Raw genomic sequence first — 26,273 nt, forward strand, 5'->3', positions numbered from 1 at the left:
CACGTATTACCTTGCTCTGCTCAATAATTATCTCCACCAGTTCTTGTTTCGATAACTGGTTCAAGCTTTCTCGGTCTATATCTTGAGGCAGGTTTCGGTTCATATTTGTGATACTCCCCCTCAAGTGTCCCCCTTGTCAATACTCTGCCACCTGAATCCTTACTAAATGACCTTGATATATGGCTATCTACAGCTAATTTAAATATCATCAATGTATTGACACAGTGCTTACAAAATCGTCAAGACTTTACAGTTAACTTAATCTCATTACCTTCGGGATTACGAAGCATGACGATCGCAGATCAATATCTACCCTGGCAACAGAGTATTGATCAGTGTCAGTTGAAAGTCAATGAATTAATTCCAAATTATCGCCAATGGGATAGAGTACGCAGTCGGGTTACTGAAATCAGAGATTTACTCGTGCGGGGACGAAATATACTAGGTAATCGCTCAATCGATGAAGCTGCCATTTTCCAGGTGAGCGTTAGTAACCCGCTAGACCCTGTGGAATCTCTCATAAAGCTGAAGCAACTAGCACAAAATAGTATCGATGACATTGAGAAACCACTAGGGATCTGGGGTCGGATTATCGAATGGATACTTGCGGTTGCTGTCAACCAGCAAAGCTTGGATTCCATAGCTCAAAAGTTACGTCCATATAGCCGCCGTTATGGTGCGGCGGTAACTCTTGAGGCTATTAGGAGACAAGCCCAGATTATACGTCAAAGAGTTCAACCTGTTGAAAGTGAATCCGCTATCTCCCAAATTACAGATGAGGTGGTTAATGGTATAGTTACGAGTGCGCGTATATGGCTGAAGCAACTACAGACTAAAACAGAAAAAGAGCAAATCCAGCTTGAAGTTCAATTAAATGAACAGATGAGGTTGGCGGCTAATAAACAGCAAAAAATATCTGTTAATCAAGAGCAGCTAGAAACTTATCGTAGTGAATCTGACTTCAAATTTCAAAGAGCGATCGCACTCTTGCAAGAACTTTCATCCTTTCCCCACTTACCGAATGAATTAAGACTTTTAGTGCAACAATACCTCAATAATTCCTCAAATATTCTGACTGAATCCCCACAATTTACAGCAAAAATACGGAACGGGTAAAATCGGCTAGAACAACTTGATAGTTTGATTTCCTTAATCGATCCTTTTGCTACACTTTCGACTATCAAAGACCTGCTGGTAATTCGTATTTATAGCTTGCAGACAACAACTGAAACTTACAAAAGCAAATTTATAGAAATTCAAAGCAAAATCCAGAATATTCTTGAGCATTTACAGCAGCAATTAGAATATATCTCAAATGAGCGAACTTGGTGGCAGTCAATTTGGGAAGCTATTCCTGGTAAATTCAAGCCTGAAATTGATTCTACAGACTTATTTAATCTGGAATCGTTACGCAATATCAAGACTCAGTTTGAATCTTGGCAGCAGCAACTTCAAAATGAAGAAATTTATCTCAATCGATATCAGCACTTTGTCCAAGATTGGATAGAAAAATTAAGACAGCCAACGGAAGGCGATGCCTGCGGCGGGCTACGCCTACGCAATGATTTAAGGCGCATTTATCTAGATAATGCCAATGTCGTTGGTATCACTTGCGTTCAAGCTGCAAATTTCAACTTTTCACAAGAATTCAAATACTTTGATGTCGTCATTATTGATGAAGTTAGTAAATGTACTCCTCCAGAGTTATTAATCCCCGCCTTGAAAGGCAAAAAGTTAGTCATGGTAGGCGACCATCGACAATTACCACCCATGCTTGATACTAAGACTTTAGAGGAAGTTTCTCAAGAGATTGGCAGCACAAATACAGAATTAGAATTATTGCAAGAGTCACTGTTCAAAATTCAGTTTGAAACTGCTAATGATAGCATCAAACGAATGTTAAATATTCAATATCGAATGCACCCCATAATTATGGGGGCAATAAATCAGTTTTATGATGGTAAACTAGAATGTGGTATTTTAGAGCCGGACACAAAACGCGAACATAATTTAGCAGGCGAAATCATCCAACAATCTAAGCATCTTATCTGGGTAAAAACGCCTGAAGGTAATGAGTTTCAAGAGAAACGTACAGGAACTTCATTCTATAATATTCCAGAAATTAATGCCATTGAAATTTTGTGTAAGCAGTTCGAGACTACTTGGGCTTCTAGAGTTACTAATGGTGAACCAAAAAAAGAAATCGCTGTGATTACTTTTTATGGCGCTCAACTCAGAAAAATTGATGAACGCCTGCAATCTGAACTTTTCCCATCGCTGCAAATCACCACTGGTACAGTAGACCGATTTCAAGGTATGGAAAGACCTGTTGTAATTGTGAGTATGGTTCGCAATAATAGTAGAGGAGATGTGGGATTTGCCAAGAAACCAGAACGGGTTAACGTTGCTTTTTCCCGTGCTCAAGAATTACTAATAATTGTGGGTTGTCATTCGCTATTTACTCAACAGCGTGGACAAGCTGGGAGTATGTACTCCAATGTTTCAAACATCGTGCGTCTACATGGAGGTTTTGTTGATGTTTCTCACCTCTTCTACTAAACCTATTGATGACAATCTCAAAAAATTGGTAGACGAAATAGAAGCGCAAAGTCCTAGTTTGTCAGTTTTAGCTGCGCGTCAATTCCGTTATAGTTTGCGTCAAACTCAGGTAGAAGTAAATATAAAAGAACCCCGCCAATTTAACGTACTCGAAGAATTTATTATCCGCGCTGCTATTGAATTTCAACCTCCACCAACAGAGGATGAATTAGCCTCTGTACTTGGGCTTGATTCTGTATTTATTAAAACTACTACTACAACTCTTCGTTCCTTACAAACTCTATCAGCAACATCACCGCTAACAGTTACTCCTGAAGGTCGCTCATTTTATGAAAAAGGGTCTGTACCACAGCCGCCATATCCTATACAAATTAATGCTATCATAGACCCTTTAAGCGACAAGATAACCTTTCAATCTGAATCCTTAAATGAAACACCGATAACTTTGCCTGATTTAGCAGACTTTATAACTATTGATAATACGATTGCTGATATTGCTTCCTTACCCCTTGAGGAAATCCAAAAAAGTCTTCAAGCTTCAGGTTTAGCACTTCATGTTCCAAAAGAGGGAAAAATCGTCACTTCTTTTAAGGTATTAGGTTCGACTCAAAAAATTTGGAGAAAGATATCTCTTTTCATTATCTTCGATGCCCTTGAGGATAAGTTGAGTATCCAAATAAGAAATGGAAAGCAAATTTTAGAGTCAGCATCAAATTGGTTAGAAGTTCTACACGCTAAAGGTAAAATATCCTTGCAATCATTATGCAAATTATCAACTGAAACCATCCATTTGGAACGTGAAGCCATTCTCAAGCAGAAAAATACTGAAATAGAGGCTAGACTCGAAACTATTCGTAAAAAGGCGCTAGAAACTGCCACAAAAGCCAGTGGTGAAGTAGATAAATATAAAGCGCTAGGTGAAGCCGTACAGTTACGAGATGGACAAATTAGCCAAGCTTTTTCAGAAATTTTAAATTTGGCTAAAAGTCAGCTTCTAATTTATTCTCCGTGGGTGAATCAGGCAGTTGTAAATGAAAATTTTATAATTCTATTACAGAAATTAGCGAATCGCGGAGTTTGGATTTTAATTGGACATGGAATTTCGCGGCGAAAAGAAGATGAAGAGAAACCAATTCCACCAGAAGTAGAGAAAAAACTTCGAGCGATAAAAACGCCTGATGGTTTATCATCTGTACAGATTTTTTGGTTGGGAGAATCCCATGTCAAAGAAGTAATAGTTGATAAAGAAATCCATCTTTGCGGATCTCATAACTGGCTATCTTATCGCGGTGATTACCTACCACGAGGCGAGTCAGTTTATAAAGTTACAATTCCCCATCAAGTCCAGGAAGCTTATGAATTTCTCGCTAATCGCTTCCAAAATCACGCTCAAAAAGTATGGCAAAATGCTCTAGCAAACCGCGATTATAAACTGGCTGTAGAGTCTTTGTGTGTGTGGGGTGCGCTAGGTATGGAAGATATTGCACTCCAAAAGATAGAGCAAAATAACTGGCTGGAACTTCTACCTGTATGGTTGAATGTAGCACTTCAAGGGTTAAGGTCGAAGAATATACAACCTGATTCAGCAAGTTTTAAAACAGCACTTTCGTTGCTGAGTCAAGTTTCTCTTGAAAAGGCTTTTATTGAATTATTGCAAGAGGGATGGCATAAAGTCATCGGCGCGATCGCAATTAACAATCCCGAAACTGCTTTAAACTTACTTAGTGATCAAGTATGGGCGCAGTTTATACGTCTCAAGATTGTTCAAGAGAGTGATTCACCCAATGATTTTATTTTGTACCGTACTTAACCTACACTAGGATATTTTTCATACTTCAATAGTAAGAAGTTATCGGAAGACAGCCCAGAAATATGCCGTCTTGATTTTGCAGGGATTGGCAATTAAATGATTCTTAACCTTTGATTGGCTTAAAGATAGACCCAGAGATTCGTCTTGTTCGATACAATTTATAGGTAGAGAGAGGCGAGGAGAACAAGGTGGTCTTATTAAAAGGCTTTGAGATTGAGATGTACACTGGCACGCCTCAAGGTGAAATCGTCGGTCTCTCCGACAAAATTGTTGCGGCTTTAGATGCATTTATGCGAGAACCAGATAGCCGCAACGTTGAATACATAACTCAACCATCCCCTAATTACGAAAATTTGTTGTGTGCCTTGCTGCGTCCCCGGCGGGAGTTGCGAAACTACCTCAATCGTTTGGGCGATTACACCTTAATACCAGGGAGTACTTTATCTTTAGGTGGGGGCGATCGCTTTCTCCGTTCCGATCCAGCAAACCCCTATCATGATTACATTGAGAACACCTACGGGACAAAAGTAGTCACCGCCAGCGTACACATCAATGTAGGCATCAGCGACCCAGAAGTATTAATGCGGGCCTGTCGGGTGATCCGTATGGAAGCACCTCTATTTCTTGCCCTCAGCGCTTCATCTCCCTTCTTGGATGGCAAAACTACTGGCTATCACTCCACCCGTTGGGGCGTCTTCCCACAAACGCCTAGTCATGTCCCCTTATTTGCCAGCCACGCCGATCATATCCAGTGGGTGGAGGATCAACTCGTTGCCGGAACCATGCAAAACGTGCGGCATTTGTGGGCATCAGTGCGACCAAATGGCGATCGCCGTCCTTATGACCTAAATCGCCTAGAATTGCGAATTTGTGATTTAGTCACAGATCCCATTGCCTTGCTAGCCATTACTGCCTTATTAGAAGCGCGTCTATTGCAAATAATCGAAAATCCTAGCATCGATCCGTTAACCCAAAGTACCTTTTCTGCTGAAGAACTCGTCACCCTCACTGCTGACAACGAAGCTGCTGCTGCTGCTGGTAGTCTTGATGCTCAGTTGAGGCATTGGCAAGATGGCAAAAGCATTATAGCGAGAGATTGGATTGCTCAAATGTACCAAGATGTTTGGGCGATCGCCAAGCAACAAGGTTTTAGCTGTTTCCTTTCCCCTTTGCACAAAATCCTCCGCGAAGGCAATGAAGCTCAACAGTGGTTGCAATTACACACAGTCGGTTTTGACAGCAAGCGCGTCATCACTCAGGCTATTATTGCCACCCAAGAGCGCGAAATTGAACTCGAAGACAAATTATGTTCGTCTCTGCTGGGTTAACTCAAAAGGCATTGGGGATTGGGCATTGAGAAAACACTTTGTTTATCCCCTTGTCTCCTCACCTCCCCACTTATTACTTCCCACTTCCCACTCTCGTCTTCATACAAATGGTAGATTTTATTGCAGGTACTACCAGCCCTAAAAGACACAAGTACTTACTTCTTCTACACAAAACTTAATATTTACCGATTGTAGCCAAATATCCACTCAGGCATTGCTCTGGGATAGTTTGTACTTCGTTTTAAAAATCTAATCGATAGATGATGTTTGATTATTATTAACAAAACCTATGAATAGCCTCTACCTTTTGGTAGATTTAACATTGACAATAAATTGTTTTATACAATACGTAAATTGTACGGATAATGCCTCAGGTAGTTTTAGTTAACCCGCAGATACCTCCTAATACAGGTAATATTGCCCGAACTTGTGCAGCTACGGATACAGAGTTGCATTTAGTGGGGCCTTTGGGGTTTGAAATTAGCGATCGCTACCTCAAAAGAGCAGGCTTGGATTACTGGTCTTATGTCAAACTACACTATTACGAATCCCTCGAAGCCTTTAAAACCGTACATCAGGAGCGTGGCGGCAGATGGTTGGGTTATACGGTTGGTGGAAATTGTAATTATGTAAGCTTTCAGTTTCAATCTGATGATTGGCTACTGTTTGGTAGTGAAACCACGGGCTTACCACCAGCAATTCTGTCCGATTGCGATGCTACTCTCTATATTCCCATGAGCCAACCGGGGGTTCGCAGCTTGAATCTGTCAGTGAGTGTAGCAATTGGCTTATTTGAAACCCGTCGTCAGTTAGGCTATTTACAATAGTTGTTTACATTAATGATTATAAGTGTATTTACTTATAACCTGTTCAGAAACCTATTAGACGAATTATTTGTGACTACAAAAATTTTCTTGGTGACAGCAACAATGTGTAAAACAATATACCAAAAATTGGGTTTATTCGCCAAATGTAGTGGAAGATACTTACAAGTATAGTCAGGTTATTATAAGAAATTTGTATATGAAACTTGGGATATTGCCAAATTTGAATGATAGATTTTGATGAATTTAAAACATCCTAAACTAGGAACGAAATTGCTAAAATCCTGTCATGTCTTACATTTGAGCTAATTTGGCTCAATAAGGGACAGAAATCAGCCCAAAAGTAGCTGATAGTTAATACGGTTGTTTTTTAGGGAATAATCAACGTAAAGTCTCGTGTTAAGAAGACGGATGGGGTAGAAATATCTTGAAGATATCTACAGCAGGGGGCATAACTTTTCCAGAAGTCGTCGCAATTTAATTTTTAGCAGCGACTTGGACTTGGCAAATAGTTTGTCCAGTCCCCGCGATTGACGCAAGACAAGCGCGGATAATGGTAAAGAGTCAAATAGTCCTAAGTGGTGTTAGGAGTGGTTCGGACAAGTAAACACAGCAAAATTTAAGTTTTGCTAACAGATATGAACTTGTCTAAATCAGAGAAGCAGGTTAATCTTGCGTAAGCATCTCTGGTGAATGTGATCTCGAACTATCGTTTGTTGTGATCTAAATTATTGACTAGTATCCAACTGAAAATCGAGGTCAGTTAAGCGCTAGTGATCATAGGAGGTCGTCTTTGAAACGAGCATTGAAAAAGAGAGTAAAAGCTGTGTTGAACAATACCCCCAGCAGCGATGATGCCCCGGTAGAACTGCTAAATGTGATGAATCCAAAAGTTAACAGCCGGGTGCGGACAAAAGCGGCGATGATTGGCTTGGCAATCTCTATGGGAGCAACCAGCCTTTTGGTGACTCGACAAAGCGATCAAGCCCAAGCAGCAGTGCCAGTAGGCAGCCAAAAGGCAACTTCAACGATTCCTGCTGTTCCTGACACCGAGGTGAAATTCGCCTCCACTAAGCTGGAGTCCCAAGCAGTCTCATCAGCGAGCGTGCCGGAAAATCCTGTAATCGTGGAACCAACGGCAGTCTCACAAGTGCCTGGGCTTGAAGCTAAATGGCAAGTCGCGGCAAGTGGAATATCTTTGCAAGTTCCTGCATCAAACACGTTTTCTCAAACAAACGCAAGTTATAAAAATTCCACTTACCTGAAGCCCAAAGTGGCACAGGGATTGAACAATACCTTAGTCGGAACTAGTTTTCCAACAGTCAATAATCTGTCTGACTATAGTGTTGATAGTACAAACGCATCACTAACTGCCCAGCCACAAACAGTGGCAACATCTGGCGCAGTCAACAGTGAAATAAATGCACAACTTAAGGCGCAACAAGAGTTCGCACTAAATCGCTTACAAGAAAAATCGAACCGTTTAAGAAAGAGTCTGGCGCAGTTACAGTCTGGAGAGACCAAAAATTTATCACAAGCTGATATAGAATTGGCGCAGCCGACAACTGTGGTTGAGAAGACTGCATTAGCAGCCCAGTCAGACACTTCTAGCGATGCAAGCCAAGCGAACCTGATATCGAGGTTAAAACAGAAGACAAGAGACACTGCATCTGTAGCAGCGGCGCCAATAGTGATTGCCTCCTCGACACATACAGCCTACGAAGTGAAACCTGGAGATACACTAGCAGCGATCGCCAGCAGATACAATACTTCAGTATCAGAACTAGTTAAAGCAAATAACCTCAATAATCCCAATGAGCTGCAAATTAGTCAAAAACTAGTTATTCCTGCTGTTCAAATTCCTGCTGTTCAAGTTGAAGCAACTGTAGCGAGTAAGCCCACTTTTGTAGAGTCTAGCAAAACTCCTCATGTTGCCACCTCCCCTTTGAATATTGGTAGTGCCAACTCATATCTACCTAGTTCACCATCACCAACTATTGCCGATAACAGCAGCGTTGCCGTCCCTACACCGGTAACTGTGCAGATTCAGGCAAATAGTGCGGCGACTGACTTAGAAACTGCCCCCCCCAGTACTAAATCTTATGGCGTCGGTGGTGACATTGCAGTGCCACAAGCTTTTGCCGAAATGCAACAGCCTAAGACACCAGCAAATAGAGTAGCAAGGGTAAATAATAACAATAATGACCGGTTGCGGGGCTTACAAGCGGAAATCCAGAGGTTACAGCAGAAATATCGCGCTCAACAGTCTGGTAACTTAGTTGAGCCAGCAGCAGCGATTGAAGCTAATAATGCTGCGATACTCACTCCTATTTCTACTCCCAATAATTTCACCGCACCTAACCCTGTATCTAGAACGAATAGTGTAGCAATACCAATTCCAGTTCCTACACCGATTCGAGGTAACTATAGCGTTCAGCCAATTAAGCCCCAATTCCGGACTACTGTACGTGCTACCGAAGCAGTCAACCCAGAATTCTTGCCTAATCTAGGTTCTGCTAGTCAGTGGACTCCCTCTGGCACTCAATCTGCCACAAGGGTTGCAACGCCTTCTGAAAGAGTAAATGCCTCTGACTCTTTAGGAAAGATGCGAGGAACCAGAGTTTCTCCACAGATAATGCCGCCTTTAGCAGCAGTGGATCAATATCTACCCAGACCCATTGACGAACTTACACCTCCTCCATCTACTTCAACCTTGGCTTATATCTGGCCGACGAAGGGTACTCTCACTTCTGGCTTTGGTATGCGCTGGGGAAGACCCCACAAGGGAATTGATATTGCTAACTCCACTGGCACGCCAGTTGTTGCCTCAGCTGACGGTACAATAGAGAAAGCTGGCTGGAACAATGGTGGCTACGGCAACCTCGTTGAAATCCATCATCCTGATGGCAGCAGCACTCGCTATGCTCATAACAGCAAGATTCTGGTGCAACCGGGTCAACAGGTACATCAAGGAGAAACAATTGCTTTAATGGGTACTACTGGTCACAGCACTGGCCCACACAGCCACTTTGAAATTCATCCATCAGGCAAGGGTGCTGTTAACCCAATAGCCTTTCTACCACAACGCCTGTAATTCTTAATTGTCTTTAACTAAATCATTGCTTTGTTAGTTGAGGGAGTTTACCTCCCTCTTTTGCTTCCTATTACCTCAACAGGAATAGAATTTGTAACAAAATTGCAAAAGGGGCTAGTATTGAGCAAATTTGTATGCTATATTAGCTAATGACTTGAATAAATCTGGCTCAGTAGCTCAGTTGGTTAGAGCACGGGACTCATAAGCCTGGGGTCGTTGGTTCAACTCCGACCTGAGCCATTTTAAAAACAATAATATAAGGGTTTCAGCTTCTAGTTGTACATTCACAAATTAGATGTCGTCCTTCACAAATTAATGTCGTTTTTTACAGATTAATGTCGCTCTTTCACTAATTGGTATCGTAGCTCATTCGAGATAACCGTTCACAAACTAATGTCGCAATATTAGTGACTTATCGACTTTGTGTGGTGACAGGTCAACATCAGATTTACCAAATAGAAGACCATAAGCTTAAGTTTAACTCAAGCTCTAAAAACTTTTACTCTACCTTGCTTAAATAGAAAACTTTTGTTCTTTATAGTTAAGCAGGACGGAGCTGAACCCTTTCAACCCATACCCATATCTCGTAATATTTATATTTTCACCAGCCCTACGCTGGAAGAATTTATATAACTTGTCCTTTCTTGCTCATCGTTAGGATTACATCTTCAATCCATTTTTGCAGGAAGGATCATTGTAACTTCTAACAAATTCTTTAACCCAATTCGTCACTTTCAACCTGTTCAACCAGGGAAGGATCATTGTAATTGGCTTCTGCATCAGCTACCAAGATTACTAAAGCTATATTTCAACCCGCTCAACACGGGAAGGGTCATTGTAACCGCTGAGTAGGCACGTAGACCTTGGCGTAAAAAGGTTACAAAGAACATGAACTGCGGCGCTATTACTTATTTTATTGTCAAGGTTCAGTATATTTGCTCAATCTGAAGATTAAGATTTATTTTGACGAAAATGGTAAGCAGCGATCGCAATCTTTGGACGGAGGGCGATCGCCTCCAATCTCATTATCAGATGCCGGAATACTGACGACCAAAAGAGTTTGGTTCGCGTTTTTTGCCGACTCACTCAAAGTCTGGGCAAAGTAATACAAATTTTCCTAAAATCGAATTTTGTAGTTCGCCTGTAACACAAATTAAATCTTTATTATTTCGTAACAACCTTGTGCCAGCTTTGTCTAATTCAAAGCAAACTAGGCAAGTATGATTTATAAAAATGTTTAGCTAAAGGGCTTATACAGTAAAACTTTCAGGCTATCTTGCCCCTAGTATCTAGACTATATCTACGCCTTAGAGAAAAAAAGGGAGTTGCTCATTGTTGGCCAGACTGAAAATCAGCGATAGCTCGCTCGACGAATAACTTTCAGATTCCTCGTAAAACCTAAGCGTAATGGTGGCATTAAACCGAGATCCCCGGCTCAATGCCAATTACCTTACCTATCCCATCTTTATTTTCCTGATTGGTTACGTTCTTCCCAATTACTCTTCATGATTAAGGAATTCACGAAGAAAGGCGTGAATGAAATGACCCCAGTTTCGCCGCAAGTCCCCATACTGAGTTTCTGGATCGCGATGCATACTCTCAGCTCTGGCATAAGCCATAAAAATAAAATCTATGGCTGCATCCAGCCTTAACATAAAGCGGGGCAAATTATCAACTTCAGCAGCATTTGGCTGTTTTATCCAAGCCTTTAATGGCAGTACAACCTCTTTATAAAAGGAGTGCCGACTGTTGAACTTTAAAATTACTTTATTGTTGAGGTGCTCAATATCGAGCAGTTCATTTCCAGTCCAAGGAATATCCCTTATCGTAATCGGGTTTTTTGAGACACGTTGCCGAAGCATCTCAACTTCTTTAGGGTTATTTTCTTCTGTTAGCAGAAGATCCTCAATTAGTTCAAGAACTAGACGCTCTTCGTCCGCATTCGTTAAAGTAACACCAGCCAACCCAAGTGGCAGGGTGGTTTGAACAACGCGAGCAATTTCTTCAGCTTCAGTATAGTTGTGCGAGGTGGAGCTTTTTTGCATCTTAACCTCTGCCCAGTCGTCTCTAATATCCTTCCGGGCTTTCCTAACAGGTTTATCAAGCCAAGTTTTGATTTGCTGTCGTAGCTTGTCAACAGGTACAGCACCTTTTTTAACGTTGCGTACCCGGAAATATTCGTCAAGAGTTGCAGGGAATGACACTTCAATCCCAATATACCTATCTAAATCTTCAACACGGGTTGGCAACAAGCGCGGAATGATATCGTAATAAATTTCTCGACCATTACGCAATAGGCTAACACATCCCTGTGATTCCTTAATCTGAGCTATTTTGGTGATGTCACGATTAAACTTATCCCTTTCACCACCATCGCCTTCCTTCCAACGTAAAACTCGTGGGACTATATAAACTTTGATTTCAACTTTTTCACCATTAATACTGATTTCCTCCTTTTCAATCTCAACTCCTGTGAGATCATTCTCAGTTAACTCACCGCTTTTGAGTTCCTTTTCATAATGAGCAAAGATGTGAGGATTGCTGATGAGGAAGAGCGGATCATATGGGTGAATCTCATCACCTTGAAACTTAATCCTCATACCATTATCGATAAACTTCCGATAAGCACGTGCCAGAAACTTCCGCACAGATGAGTACTCGTCTTCTAAAGAGTTCCCATAGCGACCGCCACCAGAAATACGGTCTACTTTGTCCCAGACAACGATAGTATATGACTCAAAGCTGCTGCCATCTTCATACTGAATCCAAGGGACAAGGGATTTTGGCAGTTTTTTGAGCGGACGACAAGGGATTTTGAAGTTGGGGTTATTATCAATTTCTTCAAGATCCCAATAGGCAGAAAAGATATTTTCGCTGCCAATAGGCTTACTATAAACTTCCAATCGTTTGGCTTGAGAGAGTGCAGCCATGTCCATGCCAACACCGAAACGTCCTAATCCGCTTCTGTCATTAAATCTTGAAGACCAACCAAACTTCAAACACTTAGGTAGATAATTACCAGGAATACCAATTCCATTATCAGCAATCACGACACGGCTTATTTTTCTGCTTTTGCCCTGAGTGACTTCATGTAGATTGATTTGGATCAAGGTGGCTCCGGCTTGTTGGCTATTGTCAACAGCTTCACTGATAGCAGTGGGAAGATCCAAACCGTTATCACGAAGGCTGATTAGGGCAGCTCCAGGATCAACGAGATCAGTTAATTCATCGGTAATCGGAAATGTAGATGTCATACTTTTTCTCCTTAAAGAAGTTGCAGGAATGGAATTTAGACTATTTTTGTGTTGTCTTTCCCTGAAAGTTGTTTAACTGTGTTGAGTGGGGTTTCTAGTCAACAAACTCAGTTGTGCACTAACACTTTTCCAACAGTGTTACTTACTGCCTTTGCGTATATCTTTATTTCGTTGCTTTCAGAAAGCATTAACATAAACAAAGCGAGCTAATCGACTATCTTGAAAGTTTTTCAGGCAAAATGGGCAAACCATGTTAGCCCCATTTGGGGAATCAGGGTGAATTCGGTTGTACAGATGTTCTTGCCATGCATGGAAGCCAGCACACTCATAAATAAACGCTTGCACTGGAGTATAGAAGACTTCAAGTTGGAAGTATTTGGCTCTTTTATTAGATGCATGAATGAGCAGACGTGCTTGAACGTTAAAGTCAAAGCGACCAACATACACAGGTTTATTATTGAAAAGAGTATATACGCCAATAACACCTTGCAAAATAAGAACACGGATAGCCCAAGGGGTAAGACGAATAAGACGCGAGACAGCAGGCATTATCCGACTTCCTTCCACGCTATACGAGCGCGTGCTCGTGCGCGAGAGATATTTTTACGAACTGCTTTCACACATAAATCCATACGTGCTGCAATTTCTGTAGCATCCTCACCCTGAACAAGATAAATAAGGAGAGAGCGATCCCTACTATTGAGGCTCGGTTCGTTGACAATCCAATCAAGAATTTCTGTAACTTTAATTTGGCTTGTAGATTTAATATCTGCTGGCTCAACCGATATGGCTTGATTAACACCATCCTGATTTACTAAATTTACAAACCGAACAATTTCATAACGACCATTTAAAAATTTTCTAGCGTCAGAAAGAGCATTACGTGCGATATAAGCTGGTTTAATATTTCGAGTCGGCTTTTTAGCTACAATATCGAGTGCTCGCTCGATTAAATGCTCTTCAAAAGTATTGCGTGCTTTTTTTAGCCGATTGTGAAGAAGAGTTATGGCACTAGCACTCTCCAATGAGAGCCTACTCACACCCAAATGGTTTTGTTTCATTTTTTGTTCCTTGACTCAATATTTGTAAACGGTATGCACCGATCACAAGGAGTTTCAGAGTTTTCAGCCATCAAACCAACTATGTTTGGCATTGCCATGCAGTCAATACCAGACCTTTCCAGTAGACACATGGTTAACTGGTCAGGTTTCTGCCGCTGAACTCTTCTATACATTATTGGGGTGCGAGATCCCAAAATGTCGCAGGTAATGACAGTTTAGTCCTGTGATTGCTCTCACCAAAAGCATCCCTTTTTACTTGGATAACTAGCTATCCAATAGAGTAGGCGAACCCAAGAGCGATTACTCTCACAAAATTGCGATCGCACCAAAAAATAATCAGCAAATGAAGTAAACCTGTAGCAGTTATTCTAGAGAAATCTAGAGTTCTGAAATTTTGGCATATTTGAACTACCCGAAATCATCAGAGAATAATGGCACATCATAAAATTTAAACTTTTGGTCTACTGTAATTATTGTTAAACCTTCTACCAAAGCTTGAGCAATTAACATCCTATCAAAAGGATCTTTATGGTGTAGAGGCAAATCAGCAACCTTTATTCCATGTGCCAATGTCATAGACAAACCCTCAAACCGACTGAAGCACAAAGCCTCCTGCAAATTCCCAGGAACAATTAACTTTCCTAAAGACTGTTTAATTGAAATCTCCCAAGCACTAATCGCACTGACGAAAATTACATTTTCAGGATTAGTAATTACCTCTCGTACCTGATCTGACAATTTAAAATCATTTTCTAAAAACCACAGCAAAATATGAGTATCTAACAAAAAACTCACTACTCATCCCCATAAAATGCTGCAATTACTTCTTCTGGAGTTTCATCAAAATCATCAGCAATCTTAACTTTTCCCTGCCAAAAACCCGCAACTCTTGGCTTTAAGGCATCATTTAAATCAGCTTTAGTAACTGTAGGCTCAGGTTGAGTCAAAGGCAAAACTTTTGCCAAAGGGACACCCTGATGAGTTAGGGTAACTTCAACATGATTTTGGATATCTGACAATAAATCAGCTAAATTATCAGATAAGTCAGCAATATCAAAAGTTTTTGGTGACATTTTGCTTATGCCCTACTGATTACCAGCATTATAACCAATAAAATCTACCCTCACTCATCGGTGAGAGGTTAAGGTAATTGCACATTTCTCAAGAGGGTGCGGCAAAAGGCGATAGATCCAGCTTTGTAACTTGCTTTCGGAGATATTAACCACGCCTAAGTCTTGATTCTCTGGGGCAGCAAAGTATTTAATCGGGTCTTCGGTCTTGCCTTTGTCATAAGCGACGCTGAAATGATAAAGTCCTCGATAAATCATCTTCAGAGAAATGCGGTCAAAAGGTAGGGATAATTCGTCTGCAACTGCATCTGCCAAATCAATCAAGACTGCATAAAATAACCAAGTAGCCCAAACTTGTAACTTGACACCATTAATAGAACCAGTCCATAAATAAGACAGTCCCAATCTATAGTAGGAGTATGATGTCGTTGTGCGTGATCAGAGTTTTGTTTTGGTCGCTTGGGCATGGCGGTAAACCAAACTTTTCATTACCTCGTTTAATAATTGAATTTACCTAACAATGTTGCCCACTTTTTGATGCCAGTTTTCTGTCGTTACAATACTTTTTAATGCCCTATTTAAGCTGTCAGAAGCTTAGATAATAATGATAATCAAATAGAGGGGAAGGAGGCGAGTGACGCTCGCCTCCTTCCCCTCCCCTGCACACGATTATCATTTTCATTAAAATAATTTTGAGTATTTTAGCTGATTGACAAAATGTACTCTACTTTAACCTCTCACGGATGGACTAGCGCAGTATATAGTTGTCTTGACTTAACTTGCATAAACTTGCATAATAATTAAGTTAATACAATTTATAGAACTAATTAGTAAGCTTTTCAAGCTTACCTACTAAGGGTTCTGGGGTTATAGCGCAGTTGGTAGCGCACCTCAATGGCATTGAGGGGGTCAGCGGTTCGAATCCGCTTAGCTCCATTATTAAAATCTACTTACTTAAAACCTGTTGCTGCGACAACAAGCACTAGTTGTCCAAAAAGGTCACTTTATGCTTGTTGTTCTCAAAGGACAACTAATGCTTGTCAATTGTCGCACAACGAAGAGGGAGAGGAAGGCAAGGAAAAGCATAGAAGAAATGATTGCTCGATGGCTCGAAGCAAATTTAGTTAGTATTTGCCTAATTGGCATTGTATCTCTTGCAATGCTGTACGGACTTCTCTGTATCTTAAGTATCCTGGTGGCGATCGCCAAGCCAAAAGGTAATTTGTCTGACAGCAATGAGGACACTTTTGACTCAACTTTTGATGGTGATGCGGGCAAACTTTAATTACATCCAGCGACCAAAGTAAATGCTCGAAAACTAATTGACTAGTTGTGCATCGTTCTTCATAACAAGTTGGGCACCAAGCCCTAATAGAACGAAGCAAATTACTAGACGGGAGTAGTTCAGACCAAGTTAGCAATGTCAAAAACTGAAGATCATTGCGTAGAGTCACGATTTGAAGAGCTTGACGCAAGTCAATTAATGCTTGTTGTCGCATCAAGGTTAGTTGAACAGCGTCCGCTTCTGGCTGGTTGATTTCGGTACGGAGATAATTTGTTTAAATTTAGGTTAATAAAAAGTTATTTATCCTTAACCACTGTTTTATAATGCCCCTTAACTACAGTATCCAGATCAAGTTACCGCATATTAAGGGAAAAATTTGATGAACCAGGGGCAACGTACTTTTAAATCAAGGAGATATTTGACTGAATTAGTTCAGACTTATATTGTTAAAGCTTTACATGCTAGAAGACAGTGGCGCATACAACTAATACGAAATTGGTTGTACAAGTATTCTTCGTTGGGTGTTGCGTCCCTATTCTTAGTCGGAGTTAGCTTGAGTGTAGTAATGGCTGCCTGCTCTCCACGTAGTATCAATCATACTGGTAATACTGGCGCAGTTTCACAGAATGATGTAACACTAACGTTTGTTTCTTACTCAGTTACTAGTGCAGCATACCAGCAGATCATTCCCAAATTTATCGAACAGTGGAAGAAAGAACATAACCAAAATGTCACTTTCAATCAAAGCTATGATGGATCGGGTTCCCAGACTCTTGCTGTGATTGACGGTAAAGAAGCTGATGTGGTACACCTGTCACTTGCTCTTGATATTAATAAACTTGTTCAGGCAGGTTTTATTCAACCGGGGTGGGAAAAAGAAGCGCCTAATGATGCAATTGTTACCAAATCTCTAGACGCGATCGCTATTCGTGAAGGTAATCCCAAAAATATCAAAACTTGGGCAGATTTGGCACGAGATGGCGTAAATGTGGTTACACCTGATCCTAGAACTTCTGGCGGTGCTCGCTGGAACTTCCTTAGTCTCTGGGGTTCTGTAACAGAAACTGGCAAAAATGAAAATCAAGCAATAGACTTTACTTCCAAAGTCTATAACAATGCACCTTTGTTACCTAAAACGGCTCGAAATGCCACTGAACTATTCTTCAACGATAATCAAGGTGATGTTCTGCTCAACTACGAAAACGAGATGATTTTGCTAGCAAAAAATGGTAAAAAAATCTCATATATTGTACCTGATATTAATATCTCCATCGACAATCCTGTTGCTGTTGTAGACAAAAATGTTGATAAACATGGTACTCGTCCGATTGCCGAAGCATTTATCAAATTTCTTTACACCCCAGAGTCGCAACGAGAGTTTACTAAATTAGGATTTCGTCCCGTTGACCTGACTGTTACAAAAGAAACGGAAGGCAAATTTCCTAAAATTAAAACGATATTCAAAGCTGAAGATTTAGGAGGATGGGACGAAATTCAGAAAAAATTCTTTGATGAAGGTGCAATCTTTGACAAAATTCGAGCGAAAAAGTCTTAGAATTTCTGCTATTTAATCATCTTCTCTAAAGCGATTTGCAAATCTTTTGTCAAATCGCTCACAGCTTGTCTAGACGCTTGGCGATCGCCCTGACAATTTCTGAAGCGTTCTGTAACTGAAATTGGCTCCCCCACAGTGATTTGTGCCTGTCGCAAACCTAACCGAGGTCGCCCCGGAAGTGTTGTATCCTGAATTCTAGAAAGCATATCGAATACAAGCAAAGCTGTTTCTGCAAACCGTTCCGCCGTTGGTTGTTCCTGAATATAAGTAGCTGTGACTGCAACAAAACTTTCCACTATCCGCATGTGTCGCATTCGCAAGTCGGCTTCTTCTGCAATCCAGTCTGCCAAACCGCGTTTGAAGGGTGCTAAAGCATTGATATCTGGCAAATCGTCTCGGTAAATGTAACTCCAGCCAGCCTCTTCCAAACGGCGACAGCGGTCAATAAAATTACCTTGCGCTTGAACTTCAAAATATTGCTCGGCAACTTGTAAAGCCTTATCCAGTAGGCGATGGAGTCGGGCAATTAATACCTGATTAGCACTAGCAGATTCATCAGTTGAAATGGTTTTGGGGATATCTTGATGATAGAAGCGACGATAAAATTCTTCCATCTCGGTAATCAGATATTCAGTTAACCTACAGAGGCGTTGATAGTAAATCTCTTCGCTATTGCCCGAATCAATTTCCAAAACTTTCAAGCCACTATCAGCTTCTAACTTACTCAATAGCCAATCTATCTTAGACCAAGGTGGCTCAACGTAGCGATACTGGATAGCGATTGGTACAACGATCACAGTCTCAGAACGGTTAGCTTTTTCTAAGTCTTCTACACACCAGAACCCCATTTGAGCAACACCAGGTTCTAAGGGGCTAACAATGCCACTATGACCATTAGTACCGCCTTCCGGCGCTACTGCGATCGGTAGTGCGCCATTAGCAAACAACTCCCGTGCATTTTGGATGGCTTGCCGATCTAGTCGCCTACCACGACGAACCGGCACACCCCCCAGCAGAGAGAACAGCCAACCTAGCCACTTTCCAGCCCAAACTGTCATACCTCGGTCATAAAGAAAATAGCTGTGAACCAGGGATTTTAGGGTAATATCTTTTTGACGGGCAACTTGTGGCACAATCCGAGAAAGCAAATACAGCATACAGAGTGGATCTTCCACCTCTGGGTGGCGAAATGCCAACAAAAAGCGAATGTTTCCAGCCTGAAATTGTTGATATAGTTCAGCTAATACTTCAACATTCTTGGCTTCAATCTTGACAATCCCAGCCGGGAGCCAAGGGCGAGTACGAAACCGTAGTGCGATCGGCAGTAACCACCGAACAATCTGGAGTACTAAAGGATTCAATCGTTGGGGAATAAATTTTAGTGGTGGTTGGGTAGACTGAATCGATCTAGGCAAGTTGCTCTCCAGATTGTATTTCTAGCGATTGTACAACGTGAGGTCTTGGTTTTGCGTAAACCCTGAGCCTTTTGTGGTCAAGCTTTTTAATCACTACGTTTCGCTCTGTTGGTTTTTCAGCACTCCTTAACTTTTCAACGATAGATCCTAAGTATCGAATCAAAAATTAGTTTGGATGTTTAGGAAAATTTCGGAGTAAATAGCCAAATACAGCTAAATTCAACACAAACACTAATGTTTTGATCGGAGATATTCCCCGAATTAATTCATAAATCTCTAGTGGAATACTGATACCGACAAGTCCCAATACTAAGACATGTGCCCAACCCTTTTCGTACCATAAACCAACGGCTTCAATAGCAGTAACGATAGCATAGATTCCGGTTCCGATGCCGCTAAATCCTAGAGTTCTAGGATTTAAGTTAACAACTTTCTTTAAAAGCCAATTAATAATTATCGATTTACCTTCTAAAACATAATTTTCTGAAAAGGCCTCTAAAGTTTGATAATTTTTTAATGTCAATAATAAAGCGATCGAAGTAACCATAAGCAGCAAGGCGGCAAATGTTTTGTAGATAACAATTGCCACTAACCCCAATGGACGCTTTTCCAAACAACCCCCTAAGTATAGATAAGTCAAATTTTGAACGAGCAAAATTACCTGAGTGCTGTCAAATCAGAGTTTACCTCCTTATCCAGAGATTCCTCTAACTCAGTACGGCTTTGAATTGGTGCAATGGATGCAATCTCATTTAATCAAACATTTCCAATGGAGGTTAGCGGACTCGAACCGCTGACATCCTGCTTGCAAAGCAGGCGCTCTACCAACTGAGCTAAACCCCCATAAACTTAAAATAGTAGATAACTTTGATTACCGTTGTTATTGTAACTTATATTGTTCTATTACCAAAGGGATGAAGCCAGAAAATATCCAAGTTGTCGCAGCACTGTATAAATTTGTTAAGCTGGCAGATTTTGCCAAGAAACGAGATTCTCTGCTGTCTTACTGCCAAGCGCAAGGTGTCAAGGGGACGATTTTGCTGGCACTTGAAGGGATTAACGGTACAATTGCCGGTTCGCGTCAGGCGATTGACTCAGTTCTCTGGTTTCTGCGTTCTGACCCCCGTCTAGCAGACTTAGAATCCAAAGAGTCCTATACCGAAACCCCACCCTTTGAGCGGATGAAGGTGCGGTTGAAGCAAGAAATTGTCACTTTGGGGTTGCCAGAAATTGACCCTAGTGAGCAAGTTGGCATCTATGTCAACCCTCAAGAATGGAATGATTTAATTTCCGATTCAGAAGTAACCGTGATTGACACCCGCAATGATTATGAGGTGAATATCGGTACTTTCCAAGGGGCAGAAAATCCCCAAACTGAATCATTCCGCGAATTTCCCGATTATGTGCGTCACCATCTCGACCCAACTAAACACAAAAAGGTTGCTCTCTTTTGTACAGGTGGCATTCGCTGTGAAAAAGCCTCATCCTTCATGCTTGCCCAAGGTTTTGCAGAAGTCTATCATCTCAAGGGCGGCATTCTTAAATATTTGCAAGAAGTTCCAGCACAAGAAAGTTTATGGGAAGGAGAATGTTTTGTCTTTGATGAGCGGGTAGCCGTTAGTCATGGATTAGAAGAAGGAAGTTGTGAGCGGTGCTTCAGTTGTGGGCGTCCGATTTCTGAGGAAGAGAAAGCGTCTCCCAAATATGAGCAAGGTATCTCTTGTCCCTACTGTTTCGATAGCCTCACCGAAGAGAAAAGAGCGCGTCAGCAGGAAAAATGGCGCCACTACCAAACCCAAGTTGGTAACAAAAATCAGGATGTGAGTTGAAGAAGAATTTATAATTCAGAAGCTTCAAAACTGAATCATTCCGCGAATTTCCCGATTATGTGCGTCACCATCTCGACCCAACTAAACACAAAAAGGTTGCTCTCTTTTGTACAGGTGGCATTCGCTGTGAAAAAGCCTCATCCTTCATGCTTGCCCAAGGTTTTGCAGAAGTCTATCATCTCAAGGGCGGCATTCTTAAATATTTGCAAGAAGTTCCAGCACAAGAAAGTTTATGGGAAGGAGAATGTTTTGTCTTTGATGAGCGGGTAGCCGTTAGTCATGGATTAGAAGAAGGAAGTTGTGAGCGGTGCTTCAGTTGTGGGCGTCCGATTTCTGAGGAAGAGAAAGCGTCTCCCAAATATGAGCAAGGTATCTCTTGTCCCTACTGTTTCGATAGCCTCACCGAAGAGAAAAGAGCGCGTCAGCAGGAAAAATGGCGCCACTACCAAACCCAAGTTGGTAACAAAAATCAGGATGTGAGTTGAAGAAGAATTTATAATTCAGAAGCTTCAGTCAAGGATAGTTCGGAATTTAAGGGCAAAATTACTGCAAATTTAGTACCAACTCCAACTTCACTTGTGACACTGATTTGACCCCTGTGAGCATCAACGCACCTTTTAACGATTACTAACCCCAACCCAGTACCCTGAATTGATTTTACATTTGAGGCTCGGTAGAATGATTCAAAAAGTCGAGCTTGGTCTGGTTCGGGAATACCCATACCTCGATCTTGAATGTAAAAAATTGCTACTTTCTCAATTGGGTTGCATATTAAATCAAATTGAATCTTGCCACCTTTGGGAGAATATTTAACCGCATTTGAGAGAAGATTTGCAAATAAGTAATGTAAAAGTCCTTCATCCATGACAGCGGACGTATTCTCACTATGACAGGTAAAAACAATTTCACACACACTGCTTTTAACAATCAAAAAATCTTCGATTAACTCTCGACAAAATTGCTCTAGGTTAAGAGGAGCAGGGTTGAATATGAGTTTTTCTGCTTCCGCTCGACCCATAAACAGCACTTCTTCCATGAGTTGTTCCATAGATTGCACAGCGCCTTGAATTCGTTTTAAATAGATGCCTCTTTTTGTATCTGTCAAATTTGCTCCTTGCATTTCCATGAGTTCTACTGCGGTTTGAACAACAGTCAGGGGATTACGGAACTCATGAGATACAGTAGAGATAAATAGGGACTTGAGATGGTTAAGTTCTTGCTCCTTCTCTAATGCTTGCTCTAGCAATTTTGTTTCGCGTCCCTCGCTAAGATCCCAGAAAACAACTACTACACCATTTATGTGGTCAGATCCTCGCTTTAATGGTGAAGCACTATCGCCAATTGGAACTATTTTGCCGTTTTTTGTAATTAGAGATGTGAATTCCCCTAAATAAACAACCTGTTGCTCCTGCAGCACTTTTGTAACTGGGTTTTCTAATGTTGTCTCTGTCACTTCATCGACAATATGAAAAATCCTCGCTGCCTCATTTCCTAAAGCATCTTTTTGCTGCCAGCCAGTCAGCACCTCAGCCGCAGGATTCATAAATGTTACTTTTCCCTGCTCATTTGCGGCAATTACAGCATCACTCATTGAGTTTAAAAGGGTTGCTAACTGATCTCGATTTTCCCGGAGTTCACGTTCTAACTGGTGTTTTAAAAGACCGATCTCGATCGCGATTTTTAAATCTTTTGTAGTAAATGGTTTAACTATGTATCCGAAAGGTTGGGTAATTTTGGCTCTTTCTAAAGTATGATCGTCGCCATAAGCGGTTAAATAAATTACAGGTACATCTAACTGCTCGCGAATCTGAGTGGCGGTAGCAATACCGTCCATATCACCTTTAAGAATAATATCCATTAATACTAGTTCTGGTTGAGTTTCTGATGCCTTGGCAATGGCAACTTTTCCAGATGAAGCTGTACCCGTAACAATGTATCCTAGTTGACTGAGTTGACTAGCAATAGTTCTAGCCACAATCACTTCATCTTCAACGACTAAAATCTTAGCTTGATCCATTTTATATTTATGAATACAAAGTTAACTGCGTAAATTTTATTTTGAATACTGTTCCATAATTGCGTTCTAGAGTAATATCGCCTTCTAGTTGTTCTGTAACTAAGTCATGTACTAACGACAGACCCAAAGAATCAGTATTTCTCCAATCTAAATTATCTGGTAAACCAATCCCATTATCTCGGATAGTCATTTCGATACTATTGCCAGCATTGTGTAAAGCAATACTGATTGTGCCTACTTGTTGATTGGGAAAAGCGTGTTTGAGGGCATTAGAGATTAATTCGTTAATCACCAATCCACAGGCAATAGCTTGATCGACATTCAAGCTTACTGAATCTATATCAGTTTCTAGGGAAATTTTACCAGGGCATATTTGATAGGAAATTAGCAAGCTGGCTGCTAAATTACTGATATAGTCAGCGACATCAATTTGTCCTATATTAGCGGAAGTATATAAATTTTTGTGAATTAGAGATATTGACTCAATTCGATTTTGACTTTCTCGAAGAACTTTGATGATTTCCGGGTCTTTGAGTGTTTGAGACTGGAGTTGTAGTAAACTGGAGACAATTTGCAAATTATTTTTAACTCGATGATGAACTTCTTTTAAAAGAACTTCTTTTTCAGCTAAGGTAGTTTTTAACTTGACTTGAGCTTTTTGTCTTTGAACAAGTTCAGTTTGAGCTTGTGCTAAGATGCTGGATTGTTGAATTGCGATCGCTAACTGGACTGTCACTTGATCGAGCAAATCTAATTGATTTTCTTCCCATTCACGAAAACCAGAGCATTGGTGAGCAATCAGTAAACCCCAAATGTGAGAGCCAGGGTTTTGAGAGCTTACTTCTAGTAAAATGGGCACAACTAAATTTGCTTTCACCTCAAATTGTTCTAACAGACGAATATGGCAATCAGTGAGTCCAGCTTCATAAATATTAGCGATCGCTCGTTTGCCTCCCTGATAATATTCCAATCCTGCGCCTGTTTGAAAACACGTATCATCAATCTGTATACCCAAAGAAACCGTCCATCCAGGTTCCACTGATTCCGCCATAATTGTGCCGATCATCTCTGAGTCAAACTGATAAACCACTACTCGATCAACTCCAAGTAAATCTCGCACTTCTCGAACTGTTGCATTCAGAATATCTTGGAGATTTAAAGATTGACGAATCCGTTGAGCAACAGTTCGCATCAATTGCTCCCGCTCGGCTTGGGCTTTTAGAGCTAATTCAGTTTGCTTACGTTCTGTGATATCTTGCCCAATAGCAATAATTTGACCATTTGAAAGGTAAACACTAGTCCAAGATGTATCCAGTAAACGACCATTGCGTACCTGAGTTTTAAAGTCAGCCCAATTGCGTTTGGCAGACTGAATAAAATTAATTACATACTGTCGATATTCAGGATTAGGATATAGCGCTTCCAAGACATCACGAGTTTGGAAATCTGGAAATTTCCAACCGAGAATATTTTCCCATTCTTGATTCACCCATTGGAGTTCACCATTGGTATTGATCAGGGCAATGATCAATGGTATGCTCTCAAAAATTATCCGCAAAAACTCATTTTGTTCTTGGAGTTTTGTTTCGGCATTTTTGCGATCATTAATATCATTAAAAACTGTTAAAATTGCTGATTCATTGTTAAAAACTAAATATTGTAAAGAAGCGATCGCCCAAAAACGAGTTCCATCTGCTTTTTTTAATTGCAGTTCATAATTATGAATAAAACCTTGCTGATTAAAAACTGTTACCAGTGCTTTTAAATCTGTCAAATCATGATATAAATCTACATTTTTTTTGCGATTAACTAAATACTCTGGAGAAAACTGAAATGTTTGAAGCAACTCTGTATTAGCGTATAAAATCAACCCATCAGACACACGCGAAATAATGAATGGAACAGGAATGGCTTCAGAAATAACTCGAAATCTAGCTTCACTTTGTTGAAGAGTTTTTTCTATTTGTTTGTGTTCTGTAATGTCTCGTATATGAACTAAGCGAGCCTTATAACTGCCATAGTCTATTGTCTGTGTGAAAATTTCAACATCAATAATCTGTCCGTCTTTTCGCTGATGTCGCCATCGCCCAGTAAAATCTAAGTTAGAGTGCTTTCTTTTTAAAGAATCAAGGAAGATAGGCACATCTTCTGAAGGGCGAATGTCAGTTATTCGCATTTGCAAGAACTCTTCTCGTGAGTAGCCGTAGTGAACAACAGCCGCTTCATTTACATCTAAAAATTGCAGGTTATTCTGGTTATATACCCACATTGGGTTAGGATTTTTAGAGAAAAGTAAATTAAAACACCTTTGGCTTTCATTTTCAGGAAATAGCATTAGTGGTTATGTGATAAAAGTTTTTATTATCTACTAATTTTAATGAGTTTAAATCTAAAATAACCAAGACGCGATAAATTCAAGACGCGATTTATCGCGTCTCTACATTAGGGTTTTGGATTGATCTGAACTGTGTTGAACTATAGAGGTGAATTAAAATCATCCGAAAAATGACTTTATTGCTAGAGTTTCCGCAGGTTCAGTTCACGATTAAGTCCCCATTCCCCAACTCAACTTAAAGCCAAGTCCTCTGGTGTATTACAGTTAAACAGCATTTCGGGTTCTGCGAAGGGCAAAACTTCTACAGGATATTGCCGAAGCCACTGCTGAAACGATCGCTCCCCTTGGTTGATAAACTCTAGAAGTTGTGGCAAACAGCGACGGCGATAGAAACCACACAGAGGTTCCCAGCCTTTTGGATGACAAGCTAAAGCTGCGATCGCATTATCCCCTACACTATCAAGTCTACTTGCCCAATCTTGCAACACCTCAACCCGCAACCTCGGCAAATCGCAAGCTAGCAACAGCACCCAATCTGTCTGTACTTGGGCTAATCCTTGAGCAAACCCAACTAGAGGCCCGTGGGCTAGAGATTCTCCAGATAAAGGTACTTCCCGAATAAACTCACAACCAGGCAAAAATAATTCTTGATAGCGTTCTGGCCAGGGAGTTACTACATAAACAGTGTCAGCGCAGCTTTGAGCAATCCCACAAACTCGCTGCAACAATGGTACTCCTTGAATGGGGATCAAGGCTTTATCGTGACCCATGCGAGAACTCTTGCCGCCGGCTAACACAATCGCGGTTAATTTGCTACATGAGTTAATAGTCATTCGT

Annotated in this window: 20 protein-coding genes, 3 tRNA genes and 3 pseudogenes; 13 read left to right on the forward strand and 13 right to left on the reverse strand. The window is 40.8% G+C overall.

All coding sequences use genetic code 11. The features are described from left to right. The first annotated feature begins 288 nt into the window (after positions 1 to 288). The 8 genes from V7L12_RS25615 to V7L12_RS25650 all read left to right on the forward strand — a co-directional run bounded on the left by V7L12_RS25615 (position 289) and on the right by V7L12_RS25650 (position 10,721). Positions 289 to 1,116, forward strand: coding sequence for a hypothetical protein (locus tag V7L12_RS25615; protein WP_335088653.1), 828 nt, complete (start codon positions 289 to 291; stop codon positions 1,114 to 1,116). A gap of 24 nt (positions 1,117 to 1,140) precedes the next feature. Further along, complete coding sequence (locus V7L12_RS25620) at positions 1,141 to 2,559, forward strand: DEAD/DEAH box helicase (protein ID WP_335088655.1); 1,419 nt, start codon at positions 1,141 to 1,143, stop codon at positions 2,557 to 2,559. Beyond that, a complete protein-coding gene (locus tag V7L12_RS25625) occupies positions 2,498 to 4,369 on the forward strand; it encodes a hypothetical protein (protein ID WP_335088656.1) in 1,872 nt (623 codons plus the stop codon). Before V7L12_RS25620 ends, V7L12_RS25625 begins: the two co-directional genes overlap by 62 nt. A 188-nt stretch (positions 4,370 to 4,557) precedes the next feature. Beyond that, positions 4,558 to 5,697 (forward strand): glutamate--cysteine ligase, encoded by a 1,140-nt coding sequence (gshA, locus tag V7L12_RS25630; RefSeq protein ID WP_335088657.1) that lies wholly within the window; start codon positions 4,558 to 4,560, stop codon positions 5,695 to 5,697. Between the two features lie 365 nt (positions 5,698 to 6,062). Beyond that, positions 6,063 to 6,524 carry a tRNA (cytidine(34)-2'-O)-methyltransferase gene (locus V7L12_RS25635; RefSeq protein WP_335088659.1) on the forward strand — a complete coding sequence of 154 codons (462 nt, stop codon included), beginning with the start codon at positions 6,063 to 6,065 and terminating at the stop codon, positions 6,522 to 6,524. 790 nt (positions 6,525 to 7,314) lie between these two features. Next, positions 7,315 to 9,615, forward strand: coding sequence for a peptidoglycan DD-metalloendopeptidase family protein (locus V7L12_RS25640; RefSeq protein ID WP_335088660.1), 2,301 nt, complete (start codon positions 7,315 to 7,317; stop codon positions 9,613 to 9,615). Between the two features lie 166 nt (positions 9,616 to 9,781). Continuing rightward, positions 9,782 to 9,855, forward strand: a tRNA-Met gene (locus V7L12_RS25645). Positions 9,856 to 10,550: 695 nt separating this feature from the next. Then, complete coding sequence (locus V7L12_RS25650; RefSeq protein WP_335088662.1) at positions 10,551 to 10,721, forward strand: hypothetical protein; 171 nt, start codon at positions 10,551 to 10,553, stop codon at positions 10,719 to 10,721. A gap of 390 nt (positions 10,722 to 11,111) precedes the next feature. On the opposite strand, the gene V7L12_RS25655 is transcribed toward V7L12_RS25650, so the two are convergent. From V7L12_RS25655 to V7L12_RS25680, 6 genes and pseudogenes are all read right to left on the reverse strand, one after another. Beyond that, entirely contained in the window at positions 11,112 to 12,869 is a 1,758-nt protein-coding gene (locus V7L12_RS25655; RefSeq protein ID WP_335088664.1) for an ATP-binding protein, read from the reverse strand. A 177-nt stretch (positions 12,870 to 13,046) separates the two neighbouring features. Beyond that, positions 13,047 to 13,418: a hypothetical protein gene (locus V7L12_RS25660; RefSeq protein ID WP_335088666.1), complete on the reverse strand. Its 372-nt coding sequence runs from the start codon at positions 13,416 to 13,418 to the stop codon at positions 13,047 to 13,049. Beyond that, on the reverse strand, positions 13,418 to 13,930 hold the full coding sequence (locus V7L12_RS25665) for a hypothetical protein (RefSeq protein WP_335088668.1): 513 nt from the start codon (positions 13,928 to 13,930) through the stop codon (positions 13,418 to 13,420). Before V7L12_RS25665 ends, V7L12_RS25660 begins: the two co-directional genes overlap by 1 nt. A gap of 408 nt (positions 13,931 to 14,338) precedes the next feature. Next, positions 14,339 to 14,725, reverse strand: coding sequence for a type II toxin-antitoxin system VapC family toxin (locus V7L12_RS25670; protein WP_335088669.1), 387 nt, complete (start codon positions 14,723 to 14,725; stop codon positions 14,339 to 14,341). Then, the gene (locus V7L12_RS25675) at positions 14,725 to 15,003 is read right to left on the reverse strand and encodes a hypothetical protein (protein WP_334815144.1); all 279 of its coding nucleotides are present in this window, start codon (positions 15,001 to 15,003) and stop codon (positions 14,725 to 14,727) included. Before V7L12_RS25675 ends, V7L12_RS25670 begins: the two co-directional genes overlap by 1 nt. Positions 15,004 to 15,106: 103 nt before the next feature. Then, a pseudogene (locus tag V7L12_RS25680) lies at positions 15,107 to 15,405 on the reverse strand (IS4 family transposase); the annotation flags it as partial. Positions 15,406 to 15,863: 458 nt separating this feature from the next. Here V7L12_RS25680 and V7L12_RS25685 point away from each other — a divergent pair. Further along, positions 15,864 to 15,936 (forward strand) — tRNA-Ala (locus V7L12_RS25685). 157 nt (positions 15,937 to 16,093) lie between these two features. Then, positions 16,094 to 16,285 (forward strand): hypothetical protein, encoded by a 192-nt coding sequence (locus V7L12_RS25690; RefSeq protein WP_335088671.1) that lies wholly within the window; start codon positions 16,094 to 16,096, stop codon positions 16,283 to 16,285. Between the two features lie 28 nt (positions 16,286 to 16,313). On the opposite strand, the pseudogene V7L12_RS33365 reads toward V7L12_RS25690, so the two are convergent. Then, positions 16,314 to 16,499 (reverse strand): annotated as a pseudogene (locus V7L12_RS33365) (TniQ family protein); the annotation flags it as partial. 351 nt (positions 16,500 to 16,850) lie between these two features. Between V7L12_RS33365 and V7L12_RS25695 the strand changes: the two are divergent. Beyond that, on the forward strand, positions 16,851 to 17,840 hold the full coding sequence (locus V7L12_RS25695; protein ID WP_335088673.1) for a sulfate ABC transporter substrate-binding protein: 990 nt from the start codon (positions 16,851 to 16,853) through the stop codon (positions 17,838 to 17,840). Between the two features lie 8 nt (positions 17,841 to 17,848). On the opposite strand, the gene V7L12_RS25700 is transcribed toward V7L12_RS25695, so the two are convergent. From V7L12_RS25700 to V7L12_RS25710, 3 genes are all read right to left on the reverse strand, one after another. After that, complete coding sequence (locus V7L12_RS25700) at positions 17,849 to 19,255, reverse strand: lysophospholipid acyltransferase family protein (protein WP_335088675.1); 1,407 nt, start codon at positions 19,253 to 19,255, stop codon at positions 17,849 to 17,851. Between the two features lie 166 nt (positions 19,256 to 19,421). Then, positions 19,422 to 19,868: a DUF2127 domain-containing protein gene (locus V7L12_RS25705; RefSeq protein ID WP_335088677.1), complete on the reverse strand. Its 447-nt coding sequence runs from the start codon at positions 19,866 to 19,868 to the stop codon at positions 19,422 to 19,424. A 157-nt stretch (positions 19,869 to 20,025) separates the two neighbouring features. Further along, positions 20,026 to 20,098, reverse strand: a tRNA-Ala gene (locus tag V7L12_RS25710). A 71-nt stretch (positions 20,099 to 20,169) separates the two neighbouring features. Between V7L12_RS25710 and trhO the strand changes: the two genes are divergently transcribed. Next, positions 20,170 to 21,084, forward strand: coding sequence for an oxygen-dependent tRNA uridine(34) hydroxylase TrhO (gene trhO / locus V7L12_RS25715; RefSeq protein WP_335088678.1), 915 nt, complete (start codon positions 20,170 to 20,172; stop codon positions 21,082 to 21,084). Between the two features lie 26 nt (positions 21,085 to 21,110). Next, positions 21,111 to 21,569: pseudogene (locus V7L12_RS25720) on the forward strand (rhodanese-like domain-containing protein); the annotation flags it as partial. Positions 21,570 to 21,577: 8 nt separating this feature from the next. Here the strand turns inward: V7L12_RS25720 and V7L12_RS25725 are convergent. The 3 genes from V7L12_RS25725 to V7L12_RS25735 form a co-directional block, all read right to left on the reverse strand. Next, entirely contained in the window at positions 21,578 to 23,101 is a 1,524-nt protein-coding gene (locus tag V7L12_RS25725) for a hybrid sensor histidine kinase/response regulator (RefSeq protein ID WP_335088680.1), read from the reverse strand. Positions 23,102 to 23,108: 7 nt separating this feature from the next. After that, on the reverse strand, positions 23,109 to 25,436 hold the full coding sequence (locus V7L12_RS25730) for a PAS domain S-box protein (RefSeq protein WP_335088682.1): 2,328 nt from the start codon (positions 25,434 to 25,436) through the stop codon (positions 23,109 to 23,111). A gap of 230 nt (positions 25,437 to 25,666) precedes the next feature. Further along, the gene (locus V7L12_RS25735) at positions 25,667 to 26,269 is read right to left on the reverse strand and encodes a molybdenum cofactor guanylyltransferase (protein ID WP_335088684.1); all 603 of its coding nucleotides are present in this window, start codon (positions 26,267 to 26,269) and stop codon (positions 25,667 to 25,669) included. Positions 26,270 to 26,273: the final 4 nt, after the last annotated feature.

It is taken from the genome of Nostoc sp. (assembly GCF_036918245.1).
GTDB lineage: Bacteria > Cyanobacteriota > Cyanobacteriia > Cyanobacteriales > Nostocaceae > Nostoc.

Excerpts from the sequence above, each read along its gene's own strand:
- V7L12_RS25625 (WP_335088656.1), top strand. The coding sequence starts at position 2,498 with ATGTTTCAAACATCGTGCGTCTACATGGAGGTTTTGTTGATGTTTCTC.
- V7L12_RS25655 (WP_335088664.1), bottom strand. The coding sequence starts at position 12,869 with ATGACATCTACATTTCCGATTACCGATGAATTAACTGATCTCGTTGAT.
- V7L12_RS25675 (WP_334815144.1), bottom strand. The coding sequence starts at position 15,003 with ATGTCACCAAAAACTTTTGATATTGCTGACTTATCTGATAATTTAGCT.
- V7L12_RS25615 (WP_335088653.1), top strand. The coding sequence starts at position 289 with ATGACGATCGCAGATCAATATCTACCCTGGCAACAGAGTATTGATCAG.
- V7L12_RS25635 (WP_335088659.1), top strand. The coding sequence starts at position 6,063 with ATGCCTCAGGTAGTTTTAGTTAACCCGCAGATACCTCCTAATACAGGT.
- V7L12_RS25730 (WP_335088682.1), bottom strand. The coding sequence starts at position 25,436 with ATGCTATTTCCTGAAAATGAAAGCCAAAGGTGTTTTAATTTACTTTTC.
- V7L12_RS25695 (WP_335088673.1), top strand. The coding sequence starts at position 16,851 with ATGGCTGCCTGCTCTCCACGTAGTATCAATCATACTGGTAATACTGGC.
- V7L12_RS25735 (WP_335088684.1), bottom strand. The coding sequence starts at position 26,269 with ATGACTATTAACTCATGTAGCAAATTAACCGCGATTGTGTTAGCCGGC.
- V7L12_RS25665 (WP_335088668.1), bottom strand. The coding sequence starts at position 13,930 with ATGAAACAAAACCATTTGGGTGTGAGTAGGCTCTCATTGGAGAGTGCT.
- V7L12_RS25690 (WP_335088671.1), top strand. The coding sequence starts at position 16,094 with ATGATTGCTCGATGGCTCGAAGCAAATTTAGTTAGTATTTGCCTAATT.
- V7L12_RS25660 (WP_335088666.1), bottom strand. The coding sequence starts at position 13,418 with ATGCCTGCTGTCTCGCGTCTTATTCGTCTTACCCCTTGGGCTATCCGT.
- trhO (WP_335088678.1), top strand. The coding sequence starts at position 20,170 with ATGAAGCCAGAAAATATCCAAGTTGTCGCAGCACTGTATAAATTTGTT.
- V7L12_RS25725 (WP_335088680.1), bottom strand. The coding sequence starts at position 23,101 with ATGGATCAAGCTAAGATTTTAGTCGTTGAAGATGAAGTGATTGTGGCT.